Annotated in this window: 9 protein-coding genes and 1 tRNA gene; 4 read left to right on the top strand and 6 right to left on the bottom strand. The window is 33.4% G+C overall.

Annotation, left to right across the window (positions count from 1 at the left end; genetic code table 11):
* Positions 1–65: 65 nt before the first annotated feature.
* The 3 genes from rpsB to rplM form a co-directional block, all read right to left on the bottom strand.
* Positions 66–866 carry a 30S ribosomal protein S2 gene (rpsB, locus tag FNW38_RS03265; RefSeq protein WP_143385947.1) on the bottom strand — a complete coding sequence of 267 codons (801 nt, stop codon included), beginning with the start codon at positions 864–866 and terminating at the stop codon, positions 66–68.
* 220 nt (positions 867–1,086) lie between these two features.
* A complete protein-coding gene (gene rpsI / locus FNW38_RS03260) occupies positions 1,087–1,473 on the bottom strand; it encodes a 30S ribosomal protein S9 (RefSeq protein ID WP_035669712.1) in 387 nt (128 codons plus the stop codon).
* Complete coding sequence (gene rplM / locus FNW38_RS03255) at positions 1,473–1,928, bottom strand: 50S ribosomal protein L13 (protein WP_035669714.1); 456 nt, start codon at positions 1,926–1,928, stop codon at positions 1,473–1,475. Before rplM ends, rpsI begins: the two co-directional genes overlap by 1 nt.
* A gap of 345 nt (positions 1,929–2,273) precedes the next feature.
* Here rplM and FNW38_RS03250 point away from each other — a divergent pair, with 345 nt between their 5' ends.
* The gene (locus tag FNW38_RS03250) at positions 2,274–3,299 is read left to right on the top strand and encodes a LacI family DNA-binding transcriptional regulator (RefSeq protein WP_143385948.1); all 1,026 of its coding nucleotides are present in this window, start codon (positions 2,274–2,276) and stop codon (positions 3,297–3,299) included.
* Positions 3,300–3,416: 117 nt separating this feature from the next.
* Here the strand turns inward: FNW38_RS03250 and polA are convergent, their stop codons facing one another.
* Entirely contained in the window at positions 3,417–6,257 is a 2,841-nt protein-coding gene (gene polA / locus FNW38_RS03245) for a DNA polymerase I (protein ID WP_143385949.1), read from the bottom strand.
* A gap of 257 nt (positions 6,258–6,514) precedes the next feature.
* On the opposite strand from polA, the gene FNW38_RS03240 reads away from it, so the two are divergent.
* Together FNW38_RS03240 and FNW38_RS03235 are read left to right on the top strand one after the other, a co-directional pair.
* Complete coding sequence (locus FNW38_RS03240; protein ID WP_143385950.1) at positions 6,515–7,750, top strand: metallophosphoesterase; 1,236 nt, start codon at positions 6,515–6,517, stop codon at positions 7,748–7,750.
* A gap of 73 nt (positions 7,751–7,823) precedes the next feature.
* On the top strand, positions 7,824–8,120 hold the full coding sequence (locus tag FNW38_RS03235; protein ID WP_143385951.1) for a thioredoxin family protein: 297 nt from the start codon (positions 7,824–7,826) through the stop codon (positions 8,118–8,120).
* Between the two features lie 13 nt (positions 8,121–8,133).
* Here FNW38_RS03235 and FNW38_RS03230 read toward each other — a convergent pair whose 3' ends face one another.
* Both FNW38_RS03230 and FNW38_RS03225 read right to left on the bottom strand, forming a co-directional pair.
* Complete coding sequence (locus tag FNW38_RS03230) at positions 8,134–8,775, bottom strand: polysaccharide deacetylase family protein (protein WP_143385952.1); 642 nt, start codon at positions 8,773–8,775, stop codon at positions 8,134–8,136.
* A 76-nt stretch (positions 8,776–8,851) separates the two neighbouring features.
* The gene (locus tag FNW38_RS03225) at positions 8,852–12,127 is read right to left on the bottom strand and encodes a glycosyltransferase family 117 protein (RefSeq protein ID WP_143385953.1); all 3,276 of its coding nucleotides are present in this window, start codon (positions 12,125–12,127) and stop codon (positions 8,852–8,854) included.
* 246 nt (positions 12,128–12,373) lie between these two features.
* Between FNW38_RS03225 and FNW38_RS03220 the strand changes: the two genes are divergently transcribed.
* Positions 12,374–12,444 (top strand) — tRNA-Gln (locus FNW38_RS03220).
* Positions 12,445–12,466 lie beyond the last annotated feature (22 nt).

Genomic DNA, 12,466 nt, shown 5'->3' with positions numbered 1-12,466 from the left:
ATTATCAACTTTAGGTTTCTAATTTTTTATGGAGAGGAATTTAAAACTTGGAATTAAATGTTTATTTATTCTTCAGTTGCAGTTGGAGCAGCTGCTTCTACAGCAGGAGCTACTTCTACAGCTTCAGCAGCAGCAGGAGCAACAACTTCAGCAGTAGCTTCACCTTCTTTGTCAGAACCTCTATCAGAAAGTCCTTCAACAATTGCAGCTGTAACTAAAGATAAAATTTTATCAATTGATTTAGAAGCATCATCGTTAGATGGGATTACGTATTCAACCTCTCTTGGGTCAGAATTGGTATCCACCATTGCGAAAACTGGAATGTTTAATTTTTGAGCTTCTTTTATTGCGATGTGTTCCGCTTTGATATCAACTACGAACAATGCAGCTGGTAGTCTAGACATGTCAGCGATTGAACCTAAATTTTTCTCTAATTTAGCACGAAGACGATCCACTTGTAAACGCTCTTTCTTAGAAAGGGTCATGAATGTACCATCTTTCTTCATTTTATCAATAGTAGCCATTTTTTTAACAGCTTTACGGATAGTTACGAAGTTAGTTAGCATTCCACCAGGCCATCTTTCAGTGATGTAAGGCATGTTTGCAGCTTTTGCTTTTTCAGCAACGATATCTTTTGCTTGTTTTTTGGTAGCAACGAATAATATTTTTCTACCTGATGCAGCGATTTTTTTCAAAGCTTCATTAGCTTCTTCAATTTTTGCTGCAGTTTTATATAGATTGATAATGTGAATACCATTACGCTCCATATAAATGTAAGGAGCCATGTTTGGATCCCATTTTCTAGTCATGTGTCCGAAGTGAACGCCTGCTTCTAGTAATTCTTTTACTTCTACTTTGTTTGCCATTTTTGTTCTAGTTTACGTTCTGTTGATTAGCAATGCATAAATGGCGATTTCTCGGCTATATACATTTAGATGCTAAACTATTTCCTACCTCGGTAGGAGAGCAACAACAACTTTGTTTTTTAAATTTTTATGCTGAATTCGTTTCAGCATCTTTTCAGTTTAAGCTGATAATAAAACCAGCGTATGAACATGAGAATCTGAAACAAGTTCAGATTGAATATTAACGTTTAGAGAATTGGAATCTCTTACGAGCTTTCTTCTGACCGAATTTCTTACGTTCAACCATTCTTGGATCTCTTGTCAATAAACCTTCTGGTTTCAATATCCCTCTGTTTTCAGCATTTACTTCACACATAACACGTGCTAATGCCATTCTTACAGCTTCTGCCTGACCAGTTGAACCACCACCGTAAACGTTAACTTTTACGTCAAAGTTGCTTACATTTTCTGTCATGGACATAGGTTGTAATACTTTGTATTGTAAAGTTGCAGTTGGGAAGTATGTTTCGAATGCTTTTTTGTTTACAGTGATTACTCCTGTTCCTTCCGAAACATAAACACGTGCAACAGCGGTTTTTCTTCTACCGATTTTGTGAATAACTCCCATTACTTAAGATCGTTAAGGTTAACTGTTTTAGGTTTTTGAGCGCCTTGTTTGTGCTCTGATCCTACAACAACATTTAAATTTCTAAAAAGTTCAGCACCTAATTTATTTTTAGGTAACATCCCTTTTATTGCTTTTTCAACTAGTAATGCAGGGTTTTTTGATTGCAATACTTTAGCAGTTAAAGTTCTTTGACCTCCTGGGTAACCAGTGTGACGGATGTATGTTTTTTCATCCATTTTGTTACCTGTAAGGTTAATTTTTTCTGAGTTGATAACGATTACGTTATCTCCGCAGTCCACGTGTGGTGTGTAACTTGGTTTGTACTTACCTCTCAAAATCATAGCGACTTTTGAAGCAAGACGACCTAAGTTGTGACCATCAGCATCTACAACAATCCACTCTTTTGTAACGGTGGCTTTGCTTGCTGATTGTGTCTTGTAGCTTAATGCGTCCATAATATTTTTTTAATTAAACATTCCATCCCCAATAAAGGGGTTGCAAAAGTACAATTAATTATTTTAAATACAAATACCTTAAATGATTATTTTTTCCTTGTTTTTACTCTGATAATCAAATGTATATTTAGATTAAATTTATAATATGTTTTTTTGAATTATACTTATAATAGGTCTTTCAATAATTGTATTACATTTGTTGTCAAATAAAATTTGTATATTACACTTTTGTAAACGCAGTTTTTACATAATAAAGTAACTGTTTTGTAAAAGAAACACAATTATAAATCTATTTTTAAATTGTCATGTTTTTTATAATCATTAAAAAGCAATAAATTCCGACCTATGAAAGCTAAAGCAACTCTAAAACAAATTGCAAAAGAACTGAATGTTTCTGTTTCTACAGTTTCAAAAGCACTTAATGATAGTCCTGAAATTAGTGAATTAACAAAAATTAAAATTAAAGAATACGCAAAACTCAAAAATTATAAACCAAACGTTATTGGTCTGAATCTTAAAAATAGAAAAACAAAAACTATTGGTGTTATAATTCCCAATATTCTGAATTCTTTTTTTGCAAAAGTATTTAGCGGAATTGAAAAAATTGCTGACAAAAAAGGATATAATGTAATAATGTGTATCTCTAATGAATCATTAGAAAAAGAAGCACATACTCTTGAAATGTTGAGTAATGGAACTATTGACGGATTTATTTTGTCTGTTTCAGAAGAAGCGCAAAAACTTCATGAATACAATCATTTCAAAGAAATTATTAATGATGGTACTCCTATAGTTATGTTCGATAGAATTGCTGAAGGCGTAGAATGTGATAAAGTTGTAGTTGATGATTTCGATTCGGCTTTAAATTCTACACAGCGTTTAATAGATTTAGGTTGCAAAAACATTGCTTTATTTTCTTCTGTAGATAATTTAAGTGTCGGTAAATTAAGAGCTGAAGGGTATCTTAAGGCATTGGAAAAAAATAACATACCTGTAAATGAAAATTTAATTATTCGAACAGATTCTGAGGATGATTTGAAAGATAAAATTGAGAAGATTTTTGACAATAACACAATTGACGGAATCTTTGCTCTGGAAGAAAATGACTCAGTAGCGGCATTACGTATTGCTATTAAAAAAGGGTTTAAAGTGCCGGAAGAAATTTCTATTATAGGATTTGCAGATGGAATCCTTGCTTCCAGAAGATTGTCGCCAAGTTTAACCACTGTAAGTCAGCATGGTATAGAAATAGGGGAAGTCGCTGCCAAATTGCTTATTAACAGATTAGAATCAAAAGAGGAGAATCTCCCTTATGAAACAGTTGTAATCAAAACAAAATTGAAAGAAAGAGAGTCAACGAGGAAATTGTAATACCTTAAAATAAGTTGACGAATTTAAAAGCCATTCAAAATTTTGAATGGCTTTTTTTGCCTTTTAACTAATAGTTTTCAATCCAAATAGTTGTATTTGATTTTGAAAAAACAGATTCTAATGCGCTTCCAACCAGTCTTTACCAGCTCCTAATTCCACGTCCAAAGGAACATCGAGTTTAAAAGCGTTTTCCATTTCGTACTTGATTATTGGTTTGATTTTTTCCAGCTCAGAATTGTGAACATCGAAAACAAGCTCATCATGTACCTGCAATAGCATTTTACTTTTCCAGTTCTCGGAAGTTAGTTTTTTATGAATGCTAATCATCGCAATTTTGATGATATCAGCAGCACTTCCTTGTATCGGGGCATTTACGGCATTTCTTTCGGAAGCACCACGGACCACAGCATTGGCTGAATTGATATCTTTTAAATAGCGACGACGGCCTAAAATGGTTTGTACAAAACCGTTTTCTCGGGCATATTCAATTTGTTCTTGAATATACGATTTCAATCTAGGATACGTTTTGTAATAGGCTTCAATCAAAGCGGCACTTTCAGAACGGGAAAGTGAAGTTTGATTACTCAATCCAAAAGCCGAAACGCCATATATAATTCCAAAGTTTACCGTTTTGGCATGACTTCTTTGTTCGCGTGTCACTTCTTCCAACGGAACGTTAAATACTTTTGAAGCGGTCGATTTATGAATGTCTTCGTGATTCTGAAAGGCGGCAATCATGTTTTCTTCACCGCTCAATGCAGCAATAATTCGCAATTCTATTTGGGAATAATCGGCAGAAACGATAGTGTAATTTTCATCTCTTGCCACAAATGCTTTTCTGATTTGTCGGCCACGTTCAGTACGAATCGGAATGTTCTGTAAGTTTGGATTATTGGAACTCAAACGTCCGGTTGCGGCCACAGTTTGCATGTAATCGGTATGTATTCGATTCGTAATTTTGTCTACTTGGTTTGGCAAAGCATCAACATAGGTGTTTTGCAGTTTTATTAATTGACGCCAGTCGAGAATGTCTTTAACAATTGGATAGTCGGTAGCTAAATAGCTTAAAATTTCTTCTCCTGTGGCATATTGACCGGTTTTGGTTTTCTTTTGCTTTAATCCTCCAATTTTCAATTTATCGAATAAAACATCACCCAATTGTTTTGGAGAAGCCAGATTAAATTTCTCACCGGCAGTTTCGTAAATAGATGCTTCCAAAATCTTAATATCATCGTCTAATGTTTTGGATAAAGATTTTAAGAAATCGGTATCTACGCGAATTCCTTCCTTTTCCATGTCAGCCAAGACTTTTACCAGCGGAATTTCAATTTCTTCAAAAAGTTTCTTAGTCTCTGTTTTATCTAATTCCAAAGTGAATATTTCTTTGAGTTGCAAAGTGACATCGGCATCTTCAACGGCATATTCTTTAATTTCTTCCAATTCAATGTCACGCATTGATTTCTGGTTTTTTCCTTTTTTTCCAATTAATGTTTCGATGGATTTTGGAGAATATTTCAAATAGGTTTCCGCTAAAATATCCATGTTATGACGCATATCTGGATTGATCAGATAATGTGCAATCATCGTGTCAAATAATTTTCCTTTTACTGTTATATTGTAATTAGAAAGAATTTTTAAATCGTATTTTAAATTCTGTCCAATTTTTTCAATAGCTTCATTTTCGAAAAAAGGAATAAATTTTTCGATTAAAGTTTGTGCTTCTTCTTGGTTTTCTGGAAACGGAACGTAGAATCCTTTTCCTTTTTCATATGAAAATGAGATTCCAACCAATTCCGCATGCAAAGCATCTAATCCTGTTGTTTCGGTATCAAAACAAACTGAAGATTGGTTTTGTAAATTTTGTAACAATAATTTCAGTCCTAAATCGCCTTGAATAATCTGATAGGAATGTTCGGTGTTCTCTAACGAATTATAATATTGATGACGTGTTTCTTCTGAGGTATCATCTGGTATAGTACTCCCAAAAAGATCAAATTGCTCTTCGTTTTTGGGTTGTGGTTTTTTATATAATTTAGCCTCATCAACTGGTTTATTTGCTGTTGCAGTCCCGCCTTTTTTAAATATCGCATCAAATTGTTCCGCCATTCTTCGAAATTCCAGTTCGTTGAAAAGGGCATCTGTTTTTTCGACATCAGGAGTCGATAATTCATAATCTGTTTCATCAAAAATAACAGGACAATCCAAAAGTATAGTTGCCAAAGTCTTAGATAATAATCCTTTTTCTTTGTTGGCTTCTATATTTTCTTTCATTTTTCCTTTTAGCTTGTCTGTATTAGCCAAAAGGTTTTCCATGGTGCCGAATTCCTTTAATAATTTCTTGGCGGTAACTTCACCCACACCCGGTAAGCCTGGGATGTTATCGGCGGTGTCGCCCATCATTCCTAAAAAATCAATTACCTGATCCGGTCTTTCGATTTCGAATTTTTCCAATACTTCAGGAACGCCCCAAATTTCTATTCCATTACCCATTCGGGCGGGTTTGTACATAAAAATATTTTCGGAGACCAGTTGCGCAAAATCCTTATCAGGTGTAACCATAAAGACTTTATAATTTTGTTTTTCAGCTTGTTTAGCAATCGTTCCTATTAAATCATCAGCTTCATAACCTTTCACTTCTATAATAGGAATATGCATCGCTTTGAGCAAATCTTGTATGTATGGAATGGCAATTTTTATAGCTTCGGGAGTTGCATCACGATGGGCCTTATATTCGGGGAATATGTCATTTCTCAATTGACTTCCGCCATTGTCAAAAGCAACTGCTAGATGATCTGGTTTTTCTCTTTTTATTACGTCCATCAATGAATTCATGAATCCCATGATGGCCGAGGTATCCATTCCTTTAGAATTGATTCGAGGATTTTTTATAAAAGCATAATAACCACGAAAGATTAAAGCATAAGCATCTAAAAGGAACAGGCGTTTTTGTTGTGACATGATTGAGATTTTGTATAGTTTTCAAAAGTACAAAACTTGTCAGATAAAGAATAGGCAGTTTGAAATATTTCTTATAATTCATGTCTGAACTTATTTTGTGAAGTCTAAAAATTGCATTCAAACAATTTACTATTATTACAATTGTGACGATCTTCTTGTAGATTAAAAAACAATGCCTATTTTGAATCCGTTAAATTTTAATTAATACCAATCCGTTTTAACTAATTGTTTTGTTATTTTGTCTAAAACTTTACAAAATGATTCTTCGCATACTATTATTATGTTTTGTCCTTCTTATCATAGAACTTTATGCATTTCAAGCATTACGTACCTTAATAAAGATGAAATGGGTTTTGTTCTCTTACCAGATTATCAGTTTGCTGCTTTTAGTATTTATTATTTATTCTTTCATGCAATTTGACCGCTCTGTCGGACAAACCAAGATGACTATGTTTACAATGGGTTTGGTGCTATTAGTTTATGTTCCCAAAATGGTTTTGACCCTTGTATTGCTTGGAGAAGATGTTTTTAGAATTGGAGCTGGGTCAGTAAATTATTTTATAGAGAAGAATGACAATGTAACTTTCTTTGCTTCAAGAAGGAAGTTTGTCAGTCAGATTGGGTTAGGATTGGCAGCAGTTCCATTCTTATCATTAATATACGGAGTTACTGTAGGTAAATACAATTATAAAGTAATCAAACAACGAATCTTTTTTCCGGATTTACCCGATGCTTTTGATGGTTTTACAATTACTCAAATATCAGATGTTCATAGTGGAAGTTTCGATAATCCAGACAAAATAAATTATGCGATAGATTTAGTGAACGAACAAAATTCAGATATGATTTTGTTTACCGGAGATATTGTAAATACTGATGCAAAGGAAATGCATCCTTGGATAGAAACGTTCAACAGAATAAAAAAACATGAGTATGGGAAGTATTCGGTTTTAGGGAATCACGATTATGGGGAGTATATAACATGGCCTACAGAAAAGGATAAAGAGGATAATTTTCAAGCCATAAAAAATTTATATGGACAAATTGATTTTAAATTGTTGCTAAACGAACACACTTTTATTGAAAAAGGGGATGCTAAAATAGCATTAATTGGTGTAGAAAATTGGGGTCATAATTTTAAGAAAGCAGGAGATATAAACAAAGCTTCTCAACATGTGAAGAAAGAAGATTTTAAAATTTTGATGAGTCATGATCCTTCTCATTGGGAACATGAAGTGCAGCATCATGATAAACATTTTCACTTAACGCTTTCAGGCCATACACACGGAATGCAATTTGGTATAGAAATTCCAGGATATTTCAAATGGAGTTTAGCGCAATACGTTTATAAGCAATGGGCTGGTTTATATGAAAATGTAGGCCGGTATGTATATGTAAATAGAGGATTTGGCTTTCATGCTTATCCAGGAAGAGTCGGAATAATGCCTGAAATTACAGTCATCGAACTAAAAAAGGGTAAGGATGTGGCTTAATTCGTTTAAAATGTTACATTTGTATAATAATTATCTCTTTTTAGTAAATTTAGAAAATTAAATTTTTGGTTTTATGTCAAAATTTGGAGAACTTATAAATACACAAATCCCTGTGTTGATTGACTTTTATACAGATTGGAATGAATCTTCCGTTTCTATGCATCCTGTAATAAGAGATGTTGCGGCTGCTCTTGGCGATAAAGCAAAAGTAATAAAAATAGATGTTGATAAAAATCAGGAACTAGCCGAAGCTTTGCGAATAAAAGGTCTTCCTACCCTTATGATTTATAAAGAGGGCTTAATGATTTGGAGACAATCCGGAGAGTTAGATGCTAATACTATAATTAGCATAGTTCAGGAACAGTTGTAGTGATTGCTCTTTTTTATTCTATAACATCACAAATAAAGTTGTTTTCTTTTAGATAAGCTAAAGTTCTAGGGAGTACATATTCTAAGTTTTTGAAGGCTTTTATACTGTCATGAAAAACAATTATACTTCCTGATTCTATATTTGATAACACATTTTCCAAACAATCTTCTTTAGATAAGTTTTGATCAAAATCTGCGCTTAGGACATCCCACATTATTATTTTGTACCCTAATTTGCTTATTTCTTTAGCTTGGGTAGTTTTTATTTTTCCATAAGGTGGACGGAAGAATTTAGATTTTAGGTTGATACCAGATTGCTGAATGATTTCCTCACAGCGTTTGAAATTTTCCAAATAGGCTTCAGTTGTAGTTTTCCAGCCGTTCAGATGATTGAATGTGTGATTTCCAATCGCATGGCCTTCAGTGATTACTTTTTTAAATATTTTGTTATTTTTATTAATGTTATCTCCTATGCAGAAAAAAGTTGCTTTTGCGTTGTGTGTTTTTAATTCTTCCAAAACCCATTCAGTGATTTCCGGTATTGGTCCGTCATCAAAGGTGAGGTATACTTTGTTTTCGGTATTGGGAATGTCCCAAGTATAATTTGAAAATATTTTTTTTATAATCCGATTTGTTTTTATCCAATAAAGGTTCATTTGTTTTTTTATTTAAAAGTAAAAAAAAATAGCGACATTTTTCAATATCGCTACATTTTCTAATTGTCAAATTAAATTACTCTTTTTCGCGACCAAAACGTTCAAACATTTTAATATACGTATTGAAAATTATTTTATTTTTATTGTAAAAAGTTGAATCACCACTTTCTTTCATTACTAGAAGCAAACCTCTGTAACGTTCTATATCTGTTATTATATCCACAGCAATATCAGTTTGATCTACAGCATTGAGATTAATGTAGTAATTTAAATTTTCTTTGTATTTAGTCATTAATTTTTCAAGAAGTTCCTGAGCTTTAGCTTTTTCTCCAATAGCATAATATCCTTTAGCAAATGGTTCAACCAAAGAATAATACCCAAATTTATCCAAAGGCATTTTTGTCATGGCCAAATCGATAATGTTTTTAGCTTTGTCTTTCTTTCCCTCAACGATTAACTGATTCATTAATCGGGCAAGATTCATTCGGTAAGTAATGCTGTTTCTTCTGGTTTCTGGGTCGTGATAAATCGTCGGGCTTTCACTATTTCCCCAATCCCATTTCATAACGTTTGAGTACATTTTGTCAGCATCAATCTGTCCCATTTCCATTTGGTTGTCGTCTTTACCCATTTTGGTTTTTATAGGAACTAATTTATAAACCATTCCGTCTAACTGAAGATAATCTTTCATCCATAAATAATCTTCATTATCAAAGGCGCCACCACTAAAGTAAATAGGTCTTTTCCAGTTGTTATTAGCTACAATATCAAGCATCATCAATCTGTTTTTGTACAATGCATTTCCTTTGATATCGATATCTATATAAGGGACAATTGAATCATTGTATTTAGCAGAAACAACTTTGTTCTTGATGATAGTGTTTCTGTCAACAGGAATTCTCACTTTATTTGTTGGATAAAAATGAATGGTTTGTCCGTTTTGCATTTCAACAGTAGATTTTGGGTTTTTAATAAAACTTATAAAGTCTTTTACGTCCCATCTGCTTTCTACTTTTGGTATATGCGCTACATAATCCAGTTTGTCGCCTACATATTGATCGTGTGTGAATGAAATAGGCAAAGGATCTGATTCGTATGTTTTGGTTTTCATTTGATCGATATACCAATCGGTCATGAAAAGACTTGTATTTACGATTTTAACGTCAGTTCTTATTTTTTCAATTTCCTGAGCGTACCAAAGCGGGAAAGTGTCATTATCTCCAATGGTAAAAAGTATTGCATTTGGATCGCAAGAAGTAAGATATGCTTTTGCCATTGCAACAGCGGTATATTTATCAGAACGATCATGATCATCCCAGTTTTGAGAAGCCATAAGAACAGGAGCGGCTAATAAACTGGCTCCTATAAGTAGTGGTCCGGCTATTTTTGGAGCCAAATAGTTGCAGGCACTTTCGTACAGCGCATAAACCCCAAATCCTATCCAGATGGCAAATACATAGAAGGAGCCTACTAAAGCATAATCTCTTTCACGAGGTTCAAAAGGTCTTTCGTTTAAGTAAATTTTTAGTGCCAGGCCTGTGAATAAAAACAAGGCTAATAAAACATAAAAACTCTTTAAATCTTTATTGGCATGATACATCAAGCCAATAAGTCCGAGTATAAAAGGCAAAAAGAAATAGACATTTCGGCCTTTATTATTCAATACATCTGATGGTAAATTATCTTGTGAGCCTAAATGCAGGCTGTCAATAAATTTTATGCCGCTAATCCAATTTCCGTCTAAATTATCGTATTTCCCTTGTACATCGCTTTGGCGTCCAACAAAATTCCACATCAAATACCTCCAATACATATAACCAAATTGGTATTCGAACATAAAACTAAAATTGTCAACCGTTGTTGGCTTTTCTATGATGAGGTAATCCCCGTAACTTTTCAAGAAAGATACGTAACCGCCATTGTCTATTTGTTTTTGAGCGTAAGCTTGTCTAAATTCAGTCACTGTTTTTTCGACTTCATTTCTCAACTGCGCTATGGCCTTATTGTAATCCTCTTCGCTTAGTTGGCTTGGATCAATGCCATATTTGCCCAAGTCATCTTCGTAAGGATAATCCGGATTTATTTTAAATTGTGGAGGATTTGTGAAATTCATATAGTTCTCTATATGCTCTGTACTCCACATTCTAGGCAAAATAGTTTTTTGATTGTCATCGCTATTTTGTTCCGCATTTTTGAAATTATTTACAATAACATATTTTCCTGTTTTGTAATCTCTTTCATAGTTTGGAGCTTTGTCTAAATAAGGATTTTCTTTATCTAAACCAGCAAAGGTTTCTGTATATTGAGGTCCATAGAACAACGGATTAACGCCATATTGTTCTCTGTTATAATAGGCTAAAACCTCACGTGCATCGGAAGGTTTGTTTTCATTTATTACGGTATTCGCATTTGCTCTAATAGGTAACATCATCCAAGTGGAGAAGCCAATTAAAATGAATAATATGCAAAGAATTATAGTATTGTAGAAAATCAAACCTTTTTGTTTGGTGTATTTTAAACCAAAGTAAAAGAAAGCGATGAAGAGTAGTGCAACAAAAATAGTCCCTGAGTCAAACGGTAATCCTAAATTGTTGACCATAAAAACTTCGGTTTTACCAAAGAAAGCCATTGTCAAAGGAAGCAATAGTTTGAATATAAACAATAAAATGGTGATAACTACAATATTTGCAATGATGAAACTTTTGACGGTAACAATTTTATAATGTTTGAAAAAATAAAGAAAACCAATGGCTGGGATTGTTAATAAAGCCATGAAATGCACTCCAAACGAAAGTCCTATAACTAGAGAAATGATCAATAACCATTTATTCCCTCTAGGGGTCTCCATGTCTTGTTCCCAACGTAAACCCAACCAAAAGAGCAACGCAATTAATAAAGAAGCCATGGCATAAACTTCGGCTTCAACGGCATTGAACCAAAAGCTATCAGAAAAAGTATAGGCCAATGTGCCTACAAATGAACTGCCTAAAATAACAATATCATTATTTTTATTTGTTTCGGAAAATCGAGAAATTAGTTTTTTTAATAAAATTGTTGAAGACCAATACATAAATAATATAGTAAAGGCACTAGAGAAAACGGACGTCATATTGACCATTAGGGCAACATGTTGGTCATCTGAAGCAAATATGGCAAAAAAGGCGCCAATCATTTGAAATAAAGGTGCTCCCGGGGGATGTCCTACCTCTAATTTTGCTGCTGTGGCAATATATTCTCCACAATCCCAGAAACTCATTGTGGGTTCAACTGTGAGTGTGTATGTTGTTAATGCGATTCCAAATGTAAACCAACCTATAATCGTATTCCATTTATTGAAATTGAATGTTGCCATATTTCAGTACTAAATTGTAGTTAAATTTTGAGTTACAAAGAAAATGTTTTTTTATGTAACGATGCGAGCATTAACAAAATTTTCTAAAAAACAAATGAAGTGAAGCAACAGCTTGGTTTTTAGTCTTTTCCTAAATTTTAAAGGGTGTTTGGGATCTTTAATGAATTTTTTTTGAATAAAAAGCGCTTAAAAATTTGTACAAATTAAAATTTGTATTAAATTTGCACTCGCTTAACAAAGCAATGCTGGTCTATGGTGTAATGGTAACACAACTGTTTTTGGTGCAGTCTTTCAAGGTTCGAGTCCTTGTAGACCAACGTAAAGCCTCTCAATTTTTGA

The organism is Flavobacterium gawalongense, from assembly GCF_007097265.1.
Taxonomy (GTDB): Bacteria; Bacteroidota; Bacteroidia; order Flavobacteriales; family Flavobacteriaceae; genus Flavobacterium; species Flavobacterium gawalongense.
Note: the sequence above shows the minus strand (reverse complement) of the source record. Positions and strands in the feature narration are given on the sequence as shown.